This window comes from Myxococcales bacterium (assembly GCA_016703425.1).
GTDB lineage: Bacteria > Myxococcota_A > Polyangia > Polyangiales > Polyangiaceae > JADJCA01.
Genome location: JADJCA010000007.1, coordinates 444283 through 461760 on the forward strand (window position 1 = coordinate 444283; position 17478 = coordinate 461760).

The 17478-nt window shown below is 69.1% G+C and carries 16 protein-coding genes; 12 read left to right on the top strand and 4 right to left on the bottom strand.

The features are described 5' to 3' along the window. Positions 1–27: 27 nt before the first annotated feature. From IPG50_13830 to IPG50_13845, 4 genes are all read left to right on the top strand, one after another. Positions 28–2508 (top strand): VacB/RNase II family 3'-5' exoribonuclease, encoded by a 2481-nt coding sequence (locus IPG50_13830; GenBank protein MBK6693267.1) that lies wholly within the window; start codon positions 28–30, stop codon positions 2506–2508. 122 nt (positions 2509–2630) lie between these two features. Further along, positions 2631–3914: a hypothetical protein gene (locus IPG50_13835; GenBank protein MBK6693268.1), complete on the top strand. Its 1284-nt coding sequence runs from the start codon at positions 2631–2633 to the stop codon at positions 3912–3914. Positions 3915–4120: 206 nt separating this feature from the next. After that, complete coding sequence (locus tag IPG50_13840) at positions 4121–4531, top strand: hypothetical protein (protein MBK6693269.1); 411 nt, start codon at positions 4121–4123, stop codon at positions 4529–4531. Between the two features lie 57 nt (positions 4532–4588). Further along, the gene (locus IPG50_13845; protein ID MBK6693270.1) at positions 4589–5092 is read left to right on the top strand and encodes an 8-oxo-dGTP diphosphatase; all 504 of its coding nucleotides are present in this window, start codon (positions 4589–4591) and stop codon (positions 5090–5092) included. Positions 5093–5128: 36 nt separating this feature from the next. Here the strand turns inward: IPG50_13845 and IPG50_13850 are convergent, their stop codons facing one another. Next, positions 5129–6127 carry a hypothetical protein gene (locus IPG50_13850; GenBank protein MBK6693271.1) on the bottom strand — a complete coding sequence of 333 codons (999 nt, stop codon included), beginning with the start codon at positions 6125–6127 and terminating at the stop codon, positions 5129–5131. Positions 6128–6287: 160 nt separating this feature from the next. Here IPG50_13850 and IPG50_13855 point away from each other — a divergent pair, with 160 nt between their 5' ends. From IPG50_13855 to IPG50_13865, 3 genes are read left to right on the top strand one after another with little or no spacing between them, the layout of a single operon-like run. Continuing rightward, positions 6288–7802: a protein kinase gene (locus tag IPG50_13855; GenBank protein ID MBK6693272.1), complete on the top strand. Its 1515-nt coding sequence runs from the start codon at positions 6288–6290 to the stop codon at positions 7800–7802. Further along, a complete protein-coding gene (locus IPG50_13860; protein ID MBK6693273.1) occupies positions 7799–8737 on the top strand; it encodes a hypothetical protein in 939 nt (312 codons plus the stop codon). The genes IPG50_13855 and IPG50_13860 overlap by 4 nt, the downstream gene beginning before the upstream one ends. Continuing rightward, entirely contained in the window at positions 8731–9915 is a 1185-nt protein-coding gene (locus IPG50_13865; protein MBK6693274.1) for a hypothetical protein, read from the top strand. Before IPG50_13860 ends, IPG50_13865 begins: the two co-directional genes overlap by 7 nt. Positions 9916–9953: 38 nt before the next feature. On the opposite strand, the gene IPG50_13870 is transcribed toward IPG50_13865, so the two are convergent. From IPG50_13870 to IPG50_13880, 3 genes are all read right to left on the bottom strand, one after another. Continuing rightward, the gene (locus IPG50_13870; GenBank protein ID MBK6693275.1) at positions 9954–11216 is read right to left on the bottom strand and encodes a sigma 54-interacting transcriptional regulator; all 1263 of its coding nucleotides are present in this window, start codon (positions 11214–11216) and stop codon (positions 9954–9956) included. Between the two features lie 256 nt (positions 11217–11472). Next, positions 11473–12033 carry a hypothetical protein gene (locus IPG50_13875; protein MBK6693276.1) on the bottom strand — a complete coding sequence of 187 codons (561 nt, stop codon included), beginning with the start codon at positions 12031–12033 and terminating at the stop codon, positions 11473–11475. Further along, a complete protein-coding gene (locus IPG50_13880) occupies positions 12023–13009 on the bottom strand; it encodes a hypothetical protein (GenBank protein MBK6693277.1) in 987 nt (328 codons plus the stop codon). Before IPG50_13880 ends, IPG50_13875 begins: the two co-directional genes overlap by 11 nt. Positions 13010–13164: 155 nt before the next feature. Here IPG50_13880 and IPG50_13885 point away from each other — a divergent pair, with 155 nt between their 5' ends. Genes IPG50_13885 through IPG50_13905 form a run of 5 tightly spaced genes read left to right on the top strand, consistent with a single transcriptional unit; the run spans position 13165 to position 17471 of the window. Next, on the top strand, positions 13165–13518 hold the full coding sequence (locus IPG50_13885; GenBank protein MBK6693278.1) for a hypothetical protein: 354 nt from the start codon (positions 13165–13167) through the stop codon (positions 13516–13518). A 55-nt stretch (positions 13519–13573) separates the two neighbouring features. Beyond that, a complete protein-coding gene (locus tag IPG50_13890; GenBank protein MBK6693279.1) occupies positions 13574–13996 on the top strand; it encodes a hypothetical protein in 423 nt (140 codons plus the stop codon). Then, complete coding sequence (locus IPG50_13895) at positions 13993–15132, top strand: hypothetical protein (GenBank protein ID MBK6693280.1); 1140 nt, start codon at positions 13993–13995, stop codon at positions 15130–15132. The genes IPG50_13890 and IPG50_13895 overlap by 4 nt, the downstream gene beginning before the upstream one ends. Then, positions 15129–16541, top strand: a complete 1413-nt coding sequence (locus IPG50_13900) for a sigma 54-dependent Fis family transcriptional regulator (GenBank protein MBK6693281.1) — start codon at positions 15129–15131, stop codon at positions 16539–16541. Before IPG50_13895 ends, IPG50_13900 begins: the two co-directional genes overlap by 4 nt. Before the next feature lie 3 nt (positions 16542–16544). Further along, on the top strand, positions 16545–17471 hold the full coding sequence (locus IPG50_13905) for a hypothetical protein (GenBank protein MBK6693282.1): 927 nt from the start codon (positions 16545–16547) through the stop codon (positions 17469–17471). Positions 17472–17478 lie beyond the last annotated feature (7 nt).

Genomic DNA, 17478 nt, shown 5'->3' on the forward strand with positions numbered 1-17478 from the left:
AAGACCAGCGAACAAGGTCTCTTGCGCATGCTCGACGACCTCGTCCTAAGCGGCGAGCTGGAAGCCGACGACCGGGCGCGGTTTGCGTGGCCCGGCACCCGCAAACCTGAGCCGCTGAACCTCACCGCCGCGGAGCGCTCCCCCGCGGAGCGTGACGAGCGCATCCGGTCGAAGCCCCAAGCACCAAGGGAAGCGCCGCGCGGAGGCCGCCAGGAGCGAGGCGAGCGCGAAAGCGCCGACCGGCGCGGCGGCGCCGCGCAGAACCACGGAAAGAAGGGGCTGCCACCTTCGCGCAAGGAGCGGCGAGGTGAGGCGGCGCGACGCCACGAAGAGCCCAAGCCGTCCTCGCTCCCCGTGGCGCCAAGCGGCACCGGGCGGCGGCCCGACGGCCCCGTTCGCGTGGCGAGCGGCGACGAGCGCGAGGGCAACCTCTCGATCGCGGCCCGCGGCTTCGGCTTCGTGTCAGGCATCGGCCCCGCCGGTGAAGACGTGTACATCCCCAAAGAAGCCATTTTGGGCGGTATGCACGGCGATCGCGTCAAGGTGCTCGTGGCCAAGCGCTCGGCGCGCGGCTTCGAGGGCGCCGTCACGGAGGTCGTCGAACGAAAGGCGCGGCGCGTCGCGGGCACGTTGCGGAGGCGCGGCAAGAGCGCGTGGCTCGAGCCCGACGACGCGCGCATGCGCGGGCCCATTCCGCTCGCCAGCGACCTCGACACGCGCGGCGCCGAAGGCAACAGCGGCAACGACGGTGACGCCGTCGTCATCTCCATCACGCGCTACCCCGAGCTCCCCGACGAGCTCCCGGAGGGAAAACTCGAAGCGGTCCTCGGTCGCCCCGGCGAGCTCACCGTGGAGGTCGCGAAGATCCTCGTCCGCGAGCAGATCGAAGAGGTTCACTCGGAGAAGGCCTTCAAGGAGGCCGAGGCCTACGGCCTCGAAGTGCCAAAGGAGATGCTCGAAGGTCGCGAGGATCTCACCCATCTTCCGCTGCCGACCATCGATCCGGAAGACGCACGCGATCACGACGACGCCGTGTGGGTCGAGCGAACGCCGCGCGGCGGCTACCGCGCCTACATCGCCATCGCCGACGTGAGCTCTTACGTCGTGCCGGGCACGAAGATCGACGCCGAAGCGCTCCTCCGCGGCTGCAGCATCTACCTGCCAGACCGCGCCATTCCGATGCTTCCCAGGCCGCTGTCGTCGAACTTGTGCTCGCTCTTGCCCGACGTGATTCGCCTTTGCCTCTGCGTCGACGCGGAGATCGACGCGGCGGGCAACGTCGTCCGTTCGCGTCTCGTGCGCGGCTTCATGAAGAGCCAAGCGAAGCTCAGCTATGGAAGCGTCGCCCGCGCCCTCGGGTTGAGCGACGCGCCGCCGCGCAACGAAAAGGCCGAGGCGCTCGTCCCCGGTCTCACGGTCGCGCTCGAGCTGTCGAAGATCTTGCGGCAGCGCCGCATGAAGCGCGGCGCCCTCGACCTCGATCTGCCGGAAGCGAAGATCGTCCTCGGCGAAGACGGCAACCCGACGGCCATCGGCCGGCGCGCCGACGATCAAGGCGTGCGCAAGGCCTACCAGCTCATCGAGGAGCTGATGCTCCTCGCCAACGAGGTCGTCGCGCGGTTCTTCCAGGAGAAGAACATCCCAACGGTCTACCGCGTCCATGCGCCGCCCGACGGCGAGAAGCTCGATCGCTTCGCCGGTGTGTGCGAGCTCTTCGGCGTCCCTTTCGACGCCGAGGATGCGCAAGACCCGAAGAAGCTGAGCCAACTCCTTAAAGATCTCGAAGACCATCCGCAGGCGAACGTCCTTCGCATGCTGCTCTTGCGCTCCCTTAAGCAGGCGACCTACGACATCGCGAACATCGGCCACTTCGGCCTCGCGTCGAAGGCCTACCTCCATTTCACCTCGCCCATTCGCCGCTACCCCGACTTGCTCGTCCACCGGTCCACGCACGCCGTGGTCCAAGGCAAACGTCGGCCGCCGTCGGACGACGAGAAGCTCGCCGAAGCGGCGCGCGTGTCGTCGGAGAACGAGCGCCGCGCCATGGAGATTGAGCGGGAGGTCGTCGACATCTACCGCTGCGTCTTCATGCGCGACCGCATCGGCGAGCGCTACGAGGGCACCGTCACGGCGCTCGTCGGGACCGGCGCCTACGTGCAGCTCGACGATCCCTTCGTCGACATCATGCTTCGCTTCGAAGACACCGGTGAGCGTTACGAGATCGACGAAGCGGGACTTACGGCCGTGGCCGAACGAAGCCGCGACGTGATTCGCCTCGGAGAGCGGGTGCTCGTTGAGATCGTCGACTGCGTCATCACGCGCCGCACCGTCTACGGAAAGCGCGTCGGCGTTGAGTCGAAGGGCGCGAAGAAGAAGGATCGCGTCTTCGACAAGGGGCGCGACAAGAGCAAGAACCACCGCGATCGTTCGGCGCGCGGGGCGTCGCCGGCGCCGGCAACCGGCAAGTCGGATCGATCGGGCAAGAAGGGCAAGAAGAAGGGGAAGTAGGCGCGCGCGCGGCAAAGGCCGCGTAGACGCGATCGATCGGAAAAAGGTCGCGTTAAGATCGCGACGCGCGGCCCGAACTCCCTGCCTTTCACGCCGGGCGCGATCGTTGCTTTCGCGGCCGCATGCCTTCACACCGCGCGCACTTCGCTCACGCCCTGCTCTTCGCCGTCACGGGTGCTTCCCTGACGGCGCTGGGTTGCTCGGCCACCGACGCCGGCACGTCAGCTCAGACCCCTGCTGCTGTTGCCGACGGCGGCGCCACCCAGACCGCCGCCGTCGTCTCGCCCTTCGCGACGCGGCCGGGGCGCGCCGAGAAGGTGGCGCGCATGAAGGTCGCCCGCGACGGGCACACGGCGACCTTGTTGCCAAACGGGAAGGTCCTGGTCATCGGCGGAGAGCGCATCAGCTCGCGCGCGCAGCTCGCCAGCGTCGAGCTGTACGATCCCGACACCAACGCGTGGACGTCGCTGGCTTCGCTGCCGAAGCCGCGCGGCGCCCACACAGCCACGCTCCTCGCGAGCGGCAAGGTGCTCGTGGTGGGCGGCGGCGTCCTCAACGCCATCGGTGTGCCGTCTGGCGAGGAGGTCCACCAGGACGCGTTGCTCGTTGACCCCGAGACCGGTGAAGCGAAGCCCGTCGGCGCCCCGCGCGCGGCGAGGCACGGGCACCAAGCGGCGTTGCTCCCGTCCGGAAAGGTGCTGCTCGTCGGCGGCGGCGGCTCGGGCTCGACGCCGAAGGAGGCGAAGGGCGCCGGCGGTGTTATCCCCTTCGCGACGGCGCTCGCCGACGCGGAGGTCTTCGACCCCGCCAGCGAGACGTTCACGAGCGTTGGCCCGATGGCCGAAGCTCGCTACGCGTTCACGTTGGTGGCGCTCGCCGACGGACGCGTTGTCGCCGCCGGAGGCGCCGGCGACGGCGATCCCGAATCGCTCGCCACCGCCGAGGTCTTCGACGAGACGAAGGGCACCTTCGCGCCCGCGGGCGAGTTCAAGGGCGCCGACCGACTCCATCACGCGGCCACGCGGCTCGCCGACGGGAGAGTCCTCGTGTTCGGCGGCAAGAAGGCCAACCGGTTCATGCTGCAAGACACGCAGATCTGGGACCCGACGAGCGGTCAATGGACGCTCGGGCCAACGGCGGGGCCCGCGCGAACCGTCGCGACGCTTGTGCCACTCCAAGAAGGTGGCGCGCTCGTCTTTGGCGGCCTCTCCTGCGACAACGACGGTTGCACGGCCCCGACCTCGGTCCAGGTGTGGAGCGACAAGGGCGCGACGAGGGTCTTCGAGCTCTCCGAGGCGCGTAGCCTTGCAACGGCGACGGTGCTGAAGGACGGCTCGACGCTCATCGTCGGCGGGTACGGCGCGACGGGTGACTCACTGACGAGCGCTGAACGCCTGATGCCTTAGGCGCGGTTCGCCTTCCGAGAAACGTCACCCGCGGGTGTAAGCCGAGTCGGACGCGCGCCGTTTGGAGGGGGGTGGGCGTGGCCATCGAGACTCAGGGCTGCGGCAGGAATGCCTCTCCACGGTCCCGGGTTCCTTCCACGCCGCAGGTTTTCTCGGTGATTCGCGTGTCTCCCCCTTTGGCACGCCTAGTGCTCGCGGAGTCCTTCATGAGCTTCACTCTTCTCTTTCGTTCCACCGCAGACGTCGACTCGCCCCATTGGCGCGAGGTCGTCGTTCAGCCCCTCGACGAGGAAGCTGCGCCGGACACGGTCCGCTCCTACGGACTGCCCGACATCGCGCCCAGCGAGCGGGGCTCTCCGTCGCTTTCGGACGAGGAGCCAGCCACGCTCCGAGCCGATGAAATCCGCGCCATTGCACCGCGGAGCGAGCGCACGTTTGATCCCGCCCACTACGTGCTCGAGGTGGACCAAGTTGCCCAGCCACCGCGTCCGGCGTCCGGCGCCGTTGCGGCTTCGAGCGTTGATGCCGGCCCAGACGCGCCCCACGGCTCCGGTGACCGTCTTCGCGATCTCGTGCAGCGCCTGAGCGATGCCGTCGAGCGACTCGTCGCGGCCTGAGCTGCGAGGCTGACTGCGTTCCGCTCGCCGGACGCGGTTCCTGATAGAAGGAGGCGCGTGAAGACGCTCTCCGACATCGCGTGGGACACCTGGGTCCCAAAAGACGTGGCCGTCCTCTTGTTCGTCATGCGTGGCGGAGAGGCGCTCCTGATTCGAAAGAAGCGCGGTCTCGGCGCTGGCAAGATCAACGCTCCCGGAGGGCGGATTGAGCCGGGAGAAACGCCGGAGCAAGCGGCCATTCGAGAGACGCAAGAAGAGGTCGGCGTCACGCCCAGTGAGCCGCGGCGCCGCGGCCACCTGCGTTTCCAGTTCGTCGATGGCTACTCTGTCGAGTGTTATGTCTTCTCGGCAGACGCGTGCGAAGGGACGGTGCGCGAGACAGACGAAGCCGTTCCGCTGTGGACCCCGCTTGATGCGCTCCCCTACGAGGAGATGTGGAGCGACGACCGCCTCTGGCTTCCGATGATGCTCGCGGGACGGCCCTTCCGGGGGCGCTTCCTCTTCGAGGGCGACACGATGCTCGACCACGAGCTCTTGGACGAGGGTGATGCGGGCCGATAGCGACGCCGTCGTCGGCGGGCCTGCTGCGAGGCGTGGTCAGCGGTTGGTCACCTCAAGGAAGAAGCTCGAGCTCATGTAGACGTCGGCGCTGTCTGGGTTGCCGGCGTTCTTCAGCAGGCGCACCGATTCACGGTCGACGCGCACGAGCGAGCCGGTGTCGTCATAGGGGAGCGTCCCGATCACGGTGCCGTTCGCGAGCGCTTCGATGCTTGTTGCGTAGTACCCATATTCGAGGGGCGTGCTGGTGCCGGCGCCGGCGCACCCGAAGCAGGTGACGTTCGACGGTTCGCTCTCGCAGGGAAACGTTTGGATCGTCTCCTTCGGTGACGGGTCCGGCGCCTGATCGGGGAGCTGCACCCGCTTGCTCTTCACGCGAATCGTGTCGGCGCCGGAGGCGGCGCAGCTCAGCGAATCACCGGTCGACTTGGCCTTGAGTCCCCAGGCGGTGCGCCGATGGCTAGCGCCTGGTGTCACCACGAACGCGAGACTCGCGTCGCCTCGTGAGAGGTCGACGACCTGCGAGCGCGTCGCGCTGAAATCGACCTCACCAGACGGCTCCGTGATGACCATGGTGATCGAGTACTTCCCCGTCATGGCGCTGGCCGTACCCTTCACGAGCGACCCGTCGGCGGTGCGCTGCTCAGCTTCGTCGCCGGACGTCTGCAAACGCAGGGTCGCCTTTCCGGCGTTGCAGTCGAAGACCGTGACAAAGGCGTCGCCGTTGCGCGTGTCGGAGGCCGAGATGGCGCTCGCGTGCACTTTGAGCTTCGAATAGTTGGCGGGACACTGGTCCTTCGCGCCGTCGGCTTTCTGGATCTTCCAAGTGAGCGAGAGGGAGCGAAACGTGGGGGACTGCGCTGCCTCGCCGGACGCAGCGACGGCGCCCGCGCGGTCCGACGCAGGGTCGGCGCCCGTTGGGCCATCGTCGCTCGCAGCAGAGGGAGGCGGCGGGTCATCGACTTCGACCACACAGGCGCTGAGGGCAGCGAGAGAGACAAGGGCAAGGCTTCGCAACGTCGGGATGACAATGGGCATGGCGGCGGTGGTGCAACGGCCGCGCCGACGCCGGCGGCCCGCAAGGCTCTGAAAACTGTGGGGTCGCGAGGGTTCGAGGTGCCGTGACCGTGACCGTGACCCGCCGCCGCCGCTCTCAGAACTCCACCGGCCAGCGGGACCGCTGGTATCCTTCCTCGGCATGCCCGCCGACCTCTCGCGCCTTGATCGCACCGTCGGGCGCTACCTGTTGTTCGGGCAGTTTGGTGCCGGTGGCATGGCGAGGGTCCACTTGGGGCGCCTCGTCGGGCCGGCAGGCTTTTCGCGGCTCGTCGCCATCAAGCGCATGCACCCGCACCTCGTCAAGGAGCGCGCTTTCGTCGACGCGTTCCTCGACGAAGCCCGCATCGCCGCGCGCATTCACCATCCCAATGTCGTGGCCACGCACGACGTCGCGATCGACGGCGATGAAGTGCTGCTGGTCATGGACTACGTCCACGGTCGGGCGTTGTCGCAACTCGTGGCGGGGCCCGACGACGCCGCCCGGCGCGTGCCGGCAGGGGTAGCCGTCACCATCGCCGTCGACATTCTGCATGGCCTTCATGCGGCCCACTCGGCCCGCGACGAACGGGGCAAGCCGCTCGGGCTCGTCCATCGCGACGTCTCGCCGCAGAACGTGCTTGTTGGCGTCGATGGTGTCGCGCGCGTCCTCGACTTCGGCATCGCCAAGGCCTTCGGTCGTCTCGCGGCGACCACGAACGGCGACGTCAAAGGCAAGCTGGCCTACATGGCCCCGGAGCGACTCCTCGATGACACGGCGACGGCAAGCGTCGACATCTACGGCGCCGCCATCGTCATCTGGGAAATGCTCGCAGGCGAGCGCTACTTCGGACAAGCGTCGGATCCGTCGCTGCTGCCAAAGGTCATGGAGCCAACGTACCGACCCTTGCCCGGCGGAGACCTCGGCGCCCTCGACGCGCCCCTCCAGAAGGCGCTGCAGCGCCAAGCCTCGCAACGCTTCGCCACGGCGAACGCCTTCGCGGAAGCCCTCGAGGGCGCGTTCAAGGCGGCGTCGCGAACGGAGGTCGCCGCTTGGGTCGAGTCGGTGGCGGGCGTCGAGCTCAGCCAACGCAGTGAGCTCATCGAGGAAATCGAACGAAGCTCGGTCCCATCGATGCCCGCCGCAGGCGAGGCGGCAGCGCCGCCCCTTGCGAGCTCGTCTCGGGATGCCGAGGCGACGCGCGCGGAGCGACCCGTTCAAGATGCGCCTCCAGGCGCGAGCGCCGGTGGACGCCGCGAAGAGACAAACCAAGCCGTCGTGACCCACGCCAAAGGGCCTGAACGCACGGAACGGAGCCCTCGTCGCACGGTGATGGCGGCCGTGCTCTTGGCCGCCGGAGTCATTCTTGGCGTGGGGGCTTCGATGAGCTTCGGCCCCGGCGCGCGGGCCGTCGAGGCAACCACTCCCACGTCACCGCCCGCCGTCGGGCAAGCGACGACGACGACACCGTCGCCGACTGGCGTTGCCCCGACGCAAGAACCGGACGCCTTGCCGCGAACGACCGCGCCGAGCAGCGCCGCCACGACGACGGGAACGCATCGTCCGGCGCCGCCTCAGAGCGCGGCAGCGCCAGTCCTGCTGTCGACGGACGCCGGCACGACGCGTCCTGACGCGAGCCGGCCTGCCGACTTGGACACGCCGTCGGACCGCAAGTGAAGCGCCACGTCTTCGTCGCCCTGTTTGCAGCGCTCGTGATCGCGACGACGCCGGCCGGCGCCAACAACACAGCGGCCGCACAGGCGCTCTTCGAAGAAGGCCGCGCGTTGATGGGCAAGGGTGACTTCATCGCAGCTTGCGCCAAGCTCGAGGGCAGTCAGAAGCTCGATCCGGGACCGGGCACCGAATACAACCTCGCCGTTTGCTACGACAAGAGCGGCCGCAGCGCGAGCGCGTGGGCGACCTACCTGAGCGCCGCCGCGGCCTACAAGGCGACGGCGCGCCCCGAGTGGGAGGCGAAGGCCCGCACCCGCGCCGCCGCGCTCGCCGGCAACCTGAGCCGCCTCACGATCCTCGCAGCGGCGGGCCATGAGGCCGATACGCGAGTGACGCGCGACGGAGTTGCCCTCGTGGCTTCGGAGCTGGGAGCTGCGATTCCCGTCGACCCGGGCCCCCACCTCGTCGAGGCGACGTCGCGACGCGGCGAGAGGTGGCGCCAGAGCGTGGATGTTCCCGCGGGGCAGACGGTGTCGGTCAACGTTACGTTCGGCGAAGCGCCGAGCAGCGACGACACGACCGGGGCTTCATCGGAAGAGCCGGCCGCGCGCTCCCCGCAGCGCACTTGGGCCTTCGTCCTCGGCGGCGTCGGCGTCGCGGGCGTCGCTGCCGGCGCGATCACCGGGCTCGTCGCGATATCGGAAAACGGCACCGCCAAAGCGAAGTGTCCCGTCGACGGACCGTGTGCGGACCAAGACGCGCTGCGCGCCAACGACGCCGCGCGCTCGTGGGCCACGGCCTCGACGGCAACGTTCTCCGTCGGCGGCGCGCTCCTCGCGACGGGCGTCATCCTGTGGGCAACAGCGGCAAGCCCAACGGGGGCGCGCGTCACCCCGACGCTCGGCCTTGGCCGCGTCGGTGCGGTGGTCCGATGGTGACGGCGCGACGCGCGCTGGCTCTTCTCTTGGCCGCACTCCTGCCGGCCTGCGGTCTCTTGATCGGCATCAACGACCTGGAGGCGGTGCCGGCAAGCGGCGCCGACTCGGGGCGCAATGAAACGGGCGCCGACGACGGCACCGTCGGAGACACGGGCACCGAGGACGCGTCGGACGCCGGAATCGACGTCGGCGATGACGCTGCGCGCCGCTGCGATGCCGCGGCCGACCCTGAGAACTGCGGCCGCTGCGGCCACTCGTGTCTCGGTGGCCAGTGCCGCGACGGCCAGTGTGAAGCGACGGCGCTCGCGAACGGCCAGGGCCCCGTCTCAGCGGTGGCACTCAGCGCGACTCACGTGTACTTTACAGCCATAAGCACCAACCTCGTGGCCCGGGTCCCGAAGGACGGCGGCGCCGTCGAGCCCCTCGCCACGGCGCCGCACGTCGCGGTGCCAAAGCGCATCGTTGCAACGGACACGCACTTCTACTGGGCCAACGGCGACCTGCCCGGCTGGGTCTCGCGATGTCCGCTGGCCGGCTGCGGTGCCGCTCCCGAGGTCTTCTCCCAAAACGGGGCAGAAGCGACGGGCCTCACCGTCGACGGAAGTCACGCCTACTGGACCGACAGCAACGGAGATCAGATCCGTCGGAGGCCCCTCGACGGCGGCGCAGAGCAGACCGTCGTCGACGTCGCCGGGGGTCGCCCGATGGCCCTCGCGGGCGGCGCACCGAACGCCTTCTGGATCGTCGACTTCTCCGCGAGCGTCTTCCGTTCCGAGAGCGACGGCGGGAAGACGCTCATCGGAAAGACGGGAACCTCGGGCCGCGAGGTGGCCCTCGATGACACCTGGGTGTACTGGGCCGTGGCCAACGACGTCGGCGATCCGGGCAGCCTTGCTCGCGCGCCGCGCGACGGCGGCGTATCGCAAGTGCTCGGGCCTGCCTTCGGGCACCCGCGAGCGCTCACCATCGATGGCGACCGAGTCCACTGGACGGCCTGGACGGAGCTCGCCGACGGTGGCCTCGTCGACGGCGGTATCCATTCGTGTCCGACGGTCGGCTGCACGACGGGCCAGACCACGCACGCGAGCGGCGAAGATCGGCCGCGAGGCCTCGCCATCGACACCGCGGCCTACTACTGGGGCACCGGCAACGGTGTAAAGAAGCTAGCTCGCCCCTGAGGACGACGAGCGCCGTTCGTCGGCGACGCCGGCGAGGGTTATTCGGTGCGGTAGGACGACGGATCGATGTCGTGAAGCTTGAGCCAGCGATGGATGAGCGAGCGATCGCGACGAAAGATGCGCGCCAGCTCCGCGACGTTGCCACCGGAGCGCCGGAGCGCCTCACGCAGCTCGTCGGGAGAGGGGATCGGCGGCTTGTCCTCGCCGTCGGTCGTCGCGGGAGTCACCTTCGCCCCCTCGGAGGCCGCGGGCACCAACAGCTCGTCAGGCAAGTGGGCGACATCGAGCACGGTGCCGGGCGGCGCCAAAGCTACCGCTCGCCGTAAGACGGAGAAGAGCTCACGAACGTTGAAGGGCCAGTCGTGGCGGAGCAGCGCCATCATGAAGGCTACGGAGAGTTCGGCTTCGGCGCGACCGATACGATGAAGGAGCGCCGTGACGAGGCGAACCATGTCCTCCTTGCGCGCGCGAAGCGGCGGAAGGTGGACCACGTGTCCACGAATGCGCGCGTAGAGGTCCGCGCGGAAGCGCTTGCTGCGAACCAGCGCCTCCATGTCGGCGTGCGTGGCGCAGACGACGCGAACGTCGACGATCTCGGTTCGCGCGGCGCCCACGGGCGCGACCTCATGAGACTCGAGCAGGCGCAAGAGCTTTGGCTGGACCTCCGGTGGCAAGTCGCCAACCTCATCCAAGAAGAGCGTTCCGCCGTGAGCGGCCTTCACGATGCCCGGATTGTCACGCTCCGCGCCTGTGAAGGCTCCCTTCTTGAATCCGAACAGCTCGCTCTCGACGAGCGTCGGCGCGATCGCAGCGCAGTTGAGCGCGCGGAGGGCGCCGCTCCGACGGCTCGCCGAATGAATGGCTTCGGCGACCAGCTCCTTGCCCGTTCCCGTCTCGCCTAACACGAGGACGGGGATCTCCGAGCGAGCGATGGGAACAAGCTCCTCGAAGACCCTTCGGCTCGCCGGCCCGCAGGCGATTGGTGCGTGCGCGAACGGCGTCTCGCCGACGCCGTCGAAGCGAGAGCCCACGAACGCGCGGGCGCCGTCGGCCACAAAAATGAAGGCCGCATCACCGATGCGGAGATCGTCCCCGGGCCGCAGCTCCGCCGCATCGACGCGCTCACCGCGCACGAAGACGCCATTCCGACTCCCGAGATCGTGCACCGACACCCGGTCGGCCTTCCGATGCACCCGAACGTGCACGCGAGAGACCGACGTCAGCGGCAACGTGACTCCGCCCGGTGGCGGGTCGCGTCCCAAGACGCAGGTGCCTTCTTCGAGAATGACGACGGAAGGCATGTCCTTCGCCGTCGGCGCGTACGAAAGGACGAGGCCCGGCTCGCGCGCGTTGACTGACGGACGACGCGGCTCGCCCCCATCGCCCCCGTCTCTTCGTCGACCATCATGGCAAGCGTACACCGACGCCTCGGCCACGGACCAACGTTAGCCGGCTACTTCCTGGTGAACACCTTTCGGTTCGGCCCCGGGGACGTCCGACGGCCCTGCTCGGACGAGGATAGGCGCTCGTCGCGGCAACGTGGCAAGGAGAGGCGCATCACCCCGTGAGAAGAGCCCGGTCGCGGAGGCCGTCGGCGGGAGCGCGGACGATCGCCAGGAGGCGCCGTCGCGCTCGCTCGAGTTGCACTCCCCGCGCTTCGAGGGCACCCGGCCACAACGCTTGAAGGTTGAGCTCGATCTCGTCGAGCTGCTGGGCGAGCTCCACGGCCTCTGGGCGCGTGAGGTCGGCGCTGGCCTCGCCGGCCGAAGCGACACGAGCCTCGACATCGTCGAGCCTTCGAAGCAGCTCCGGCACCTCGACGCGCGGCGACCGAAGGAAGCGAGCGAGCCGGCAGCTGATGAACTCACCTTCCTTCTGGACGAAGCGGAGGTCCAGCTTCGTTTCGGAGAGAGCCGGGCGAAGCGCCGCGAGGGCATCGGGGCCCACAACCGCGAGAGCGCGCTCCACGACCGAGAGGCGCACCTCTAACGCTGCGGCCTCCTCCGCGTAGTCCTTGCGCAGCGCCGGTCGCGCCTCGACGGTGCGCGCGAGGCGCTCGGCTTGTGCGTCGATGAGGCGAAGATGCGCGAGGAACTCTTCTTGAACGTTAGTAGGCACGGCCTGCCTCCACGGGAGGTGACACCGGCGGCGGCGGCGGAGAGAGCGTTTCGTCGTCGATGGTCAACGATGAGCCGGGGAGGACGTTCGCCAACCGAGCGTCCCAGTCGCGGAAGCGCTGAGCCGAAGGGCCGTGAAGCATCGCGAAGACCGAGCCTCGCATGGAGGCGTCTTCGAGTCGGTCCAGATCGCCGAAGTCTCCCGTTAGGTACGCCTTCGCGAGCGCGTCTTCGCGCGCCGGGTTCGCCGCGACGTAGTCGCTGATCAGCCGCTGACTGCCCTCGTAGGCCTTGGCGTGTAGCAGCGTACCATCGGGCGGGAACCTCCCCATGCGACGCGTCAGGAACTCGGTCACCGCTTCGTTCACCGTCCTCGGAACCCGCCCATACCAACCCGGCGCCGTGAGCGTATGAAGCACCTCGTGCGTAACCGTTCGGAGCGAGGCGTCAGCCGGTATGTAGATATCGCCAGCATGGGTCGCGAACGCCCCTGCCCCGGGAAGCGTCCTCGTGATCTCCTCTTTGCTCACGACGTGAACGCGCAGCGGTTGTCGCTCGTCGACGTAGCGCGGAAACTTGGCCTGAATTTCTCGCCTCACCTGGTGAGGCTCCCCGAACTTGTGGCTGGCCCGAATGCCTTCATCGGTGAAGCGCGCGGGCGCGTTCGCGCAGGTCGAGCACCCGTTCGGCCGAAGGTCGGTGCGATCGGCGCCCCGCACAGAGCGGATCCAAGGCGCCCGGTTGATCACCTCCTCCATCGCGAGCATGCGCGCGATGCGATCCCTCTGCAAGAGCACGGCGACGCGCTGCTCGAAGAGGGCACGGGTGACGGCTTCGAGCCCGAGACGCCGCTCGCGCAGCTCGGCTCGGCGGACGGGGTCCTTCTCGCGGGTCTCCTCCAGCAAGAGTCGCGCCGCCTCGTCGAGGCGTGCTTGGTGCTCCGATTCGAAACGTGCATTCTCCTCGGCCTGGCTCATGCGACCGCTCCTTGACCTCCTGTTGGCCGGAGCGGCCGGCGTTCGTTGCACGAGGCTAAGAAAAGTTGAGGCGTGGTCTCGCGAGTGAGGGCCCCTCCCGGGACGTGGGCGCCCCACGCTGCAACACTGGCAGACGGCCGCGCGCGGCTTGCTCGATGAGGATCACTCACGGCGGCCTCATGGACCTCTTGGCCGACACGCCGACGTGCCACCCGAAGCCCGGGGTCTGCCTCGACGCGAACAAGCTGATGGCGCCGGCAGGCCTGAAGAACGTCCCGGAGCTCAGTCTTTCGCAGCGGCGCGTGATGCAGAGCGCACCTACTACCGAGCTCACCGGGCACCCCCTCGCTCCGGCGCTCCCTAAAGTCGGCAAGACGCGGACGCGCGCGGCGACCAGAAGCGCGGCCACGGCCCTGCTACCGCGGGGCGCGGTGGTCCGCTGCGCCGCGCGGGTGCGGCGTCAAAGCCGCATGGGCGGTGAGTTATCGGGCAATCCCCGAGAGCTTTGACGAAGGACAGGACGGCGCGCAGTTTGCTGAGGAGGGGACAACCAAGGAGTCCCCCATGTTTCGAACCATTGCCAGCGTTTCGACCCTGTTCGCCCTGCTCACGCTCAACGCATGCTCGGGCGAAATTCAGAGCCCCAAGGAGGACGACTCGGAGCGCGACTCGGCGCCGCTGCGAGCGCCAGACGCCGCCGCTCCCGCCGCCAAGCCGGTGGCCGCGACGGACACCGCCGATGGCGGTACGGCGAAAGGCGGTGCGCCACCGGCGTCGGACACGCCCGCGCCGGAGCCTGCGTGCGTGACCCGCTGCAACGCCTCGCTCGGGCGCGTGTGCGGCGCCAACAACCCATGCGACTCGGTTTGCACCAAGGCCTCCGCCCAGAGCCTCGCCTGCTTGGAACAGCTCACGACGTGCGACAAGCTTCGAATGATCGAGTGCCTCGGCGGAACGCCGACCCCCTCGGGCCCCGCCGGGAAATGACGCGAACGCTCGCCTTGCTGTTGCCGGCCGCCTTGGCGTGCACCGCGCCGCTCGAGGCGGCTCCGACCGGTGCCTCGTCTGCCGACGCTGGGACCGGCGCGAACGCGCCATCGGTGTCCGTGATGGACCTAGCCCTCGCGAAGACCCCCGTCGTCTTCGAGGTCCCGCGCGGCGCGTTGGGCTTTTCACTGGCGATGTGGACTCCTACCGGATCCGAGCGCGCGGTCTCGGGGGTGCGCGAGCTGCGCGATCCGGCAGGCCGCAGCGCGGTCGTCGACTTCGTTCCTCAGGGCGGGGCGCGTCCCCTTGGACAAGGCGTACGCGGGGCGGCCGCGGTGACGAGCAGTTGGGGCATCAACGACGGGCCGGTGGCCGGACCTTGGTCCGTGCTCGCCGAAGGGCCCGAAGGCTCGTCCCTGCGCCTGCTCGTTCAGAGGACCGACGACGGCCAGTTCCACGGAGGCCTCATGGACCTCGAGCTGTTCGTTCCCGACGGTCTTCTCGTCGGTGAGGGCGACGTTCGCCGCCCCATCGGCGCCAACGATGCCGTCGGCGACCCGGCCATCGCGGCGCGGGTCGACGCGTTCTTCGCGCTCCTTTGGGTGTCGGTCGGGATCTCGCGCGGGACCGTGACGACCCGCGCCATGGAGGCACGCTACGCCGCTGCCGAAAGCGGAGACGCCCGCGCCGAGCTTCTCCGGCAAGCTGCCCCGAGCCAGCCGGGCACCGTGGCCGTGGCGTTGACCAACCGCATGTCGTACACGGACGGCGCACCGCTCTACGGCTACACGCTCGGTCTCCCGGGGTTCGCCGACCCCGGTGGCGGGACGCGCGCCGCCATCGCCGTGGCCCTCTACCCCGAGTCGAGCGCAGAAAACGATGCCGTCACGATGCTGCACGAACTCGGACATTTTGCCGGCCTCATGCACACGTCCGAAGACGATGGGACCGACGACCTCTTGCTCGACACACCGACGTGCGCCCCGAAGGCACGAGCGTGCCTCGACACCAACAACTTGATGGCCCCCAGCGGCCCCAAGAACACGCCTGAGCTCACGGCATCCCAACGGCGCGTCATGCAGAGTGCACCCATCTACCGAGCCTTCCCGCGTGTCCGGGGGGAGAGCAGCCCATGAGCGCAGCGCGCGGCGAGCCGCCCGATGGCGCGCCGCAAGTTGCGGTAAGCTCCGCCGAGGGGCGCAATAACAGCGGCCCGAGCCTCATGGTCGCAAAGCCCGGCGCGAGCACGCAAACGATCCTGCGCGGCCAAGTCTCGCGCCGCCCTCTCGCCATGCGAGTGCGGGTGGAGGGCGTTCGTGCGAGGCCCGTGGGGGTGCGGCTCAAGGATGACAAGGTCGTCGTAGGCTCGCAACCGCCCTGCGACCTCGTGCTTGCCGACAGCACCGTGTCGCGCAAACACGTCGAACTCGAGTTGGTGCCGGAGGGTGTCCGCGTCACCGATCTCGGGAGTCACAACGGGACCTACTATTTGGGGCAGCGGATCGAGCGCGCCATCTTGGGCCCGGGCGCCGCCGTCGCCGTCGGGGGAGCGACCTTGACGTTCGAGCTTGACGACCCGTCGCTCGGCGGCTTCGCGCTCGTCGAACAAGACTCCTTCCGCGGCATGTTGGGAACGTCCTTGCTGATGCGACAGGTCTTCGCGCTCTTGTTGCGACTGGAGGGCTCGCTGGTTCCGACGTTGGTGACCGGCGAATCGGGCGTCGGCAAAGAGCTAGCTGCGTTGGCGCTTCACGGCGGATCCACCCGACAGGCCGGGCCGTTCATCGCGGTCAATTGCGCGGCGATCCCCGCAGGCCTCATCCAGAGTGAGCTGTTCGGACACCGCCGCGGCGCGTTTACTGGTGCCACCGAGAGCCGCAAGGGGGCCTTCGAGTGCGCCGACGGCGGGACGCTCTTCTTGGACGAGATCGGCGAGCTGCCGCTCGACCTTCAGCCGATGTTGCTCCGCGCCCTCGAGACGGGATTCATTCAGCCGCTCGGTGAGCCTTCGACTCGGCGCGTCGAGGTGCGCCTCGTCACGGCCACGAACCGCGACCTGGCAGCCGAAATGAAGGCGGGCCGATTCCGCGAAGACCTCTACTTCCGCATCGCCGCCGTCACCGTAGCGTTGCCAGCCCTGCGTGATCGCCCTGAGGACATTCCGCTCTTGGCCCGGGCCTTCGCCCGGCAGGGCGGCGCCATGGACTTGCCTCAGCCGGTCATTTTGGAGCTTACGAAGCGCGCGTGGCCGGGGAACGTCCGCGAGCTGCGCCATGCGGTGCTGGCCTACCTGGCCTTGGGTGAGCTTCCCTCAGAGGAGGCGCCGCGGCTCGCACGACTCGACGCAGCGCTCCTCGATGTCATCGACGCGGCACGCCCGTATGCGGAACAAAAAGACGCCGTCACCGATCGCATGACGCGGCTCTACCTCGCGAAGGTCCTCGAGAGCACGGGCTTCAACCAGTCCGCGGCGGCACGGGTTTCCGGCCTCGACCGCACCTACCTCGGTCGCCTGCTTGCCAAACACGGTCTCGGAAAGTCGTAGCCGATGCGCTCTCGCAAGCCCCGCGCGCTCCTGTTCGCAGCCACGGCCTTTTGGGGTGTCGCCGCGGCGGATCTGGCCCACGCCGATGCAAGCCAAGACGCCGCCGCCGCCTACGACCGGGGCGCCGCCGCTTACGACGCGGGTGACTATGCGACGGCTGCTAGGGAGCTGAGTGCCGCCGACGAGCGCGTCCCGAGCGCCATCGCGCTCGAACTGGCGCTCAAGGCCGCGACACGCAGTGCGGACGCCGTGCTGGCCATGAACCTCGCGGAGCGCGCCGACGCGCGCGGTCAGGCCCTCGACGCAGCGCTCGAGGCACGCCGCCGGCTAGGGCGGCAGGCGGCACGCGTGGTGCTCGTCTGCCCGCCACCCGTCGTGTGCAGCGGCACCATCGGGGGCGTGCCCCTGGAAACGGGACGCGCCCGATGGGTGTCGCCGGGCCCTGTGCGCATCGTCATCGTCGGTGACGGGCGTGAGGAGGAGCGCGCGGTCGATCTCGCCGGAGGTTCGAGCCACGAGCTGGTCCCATCGCGAACTCCGGCGACCCAATCGGTCTCCGCGCCTGTCACGCCTCCGCCGGCCGCTGCCGCAGTGCGAGCAGGGCTCCCGCCACTCGTGGTCGCCGTGGGTGGCGCCTTGACCGCGGGCCTCGCGGTCGGCTTCGGCGCTTCCGCCCTCGACACCAAGACCCAACACGACGCGTTCCTTCGTGACACCAGCGACGAGGCGGCCGCGGCGCGAGGGCGCAATGCGGAGATTCGAACCAACCTGCTTCTGGGCGCCTTGAGCGTCACGGCCCTCGCGACGCTCGCCCTTGGCGTCTTCGCCGTCGATTGGCGCGCACCGGACCGCGACGGCGCTGGGCGCTCCTCCGTCCGCCGCGTCGCAGAAGGCGCGGGTGGCCCGCCGTCGGGTGCGAGGCTGCCGTGAGACAGCC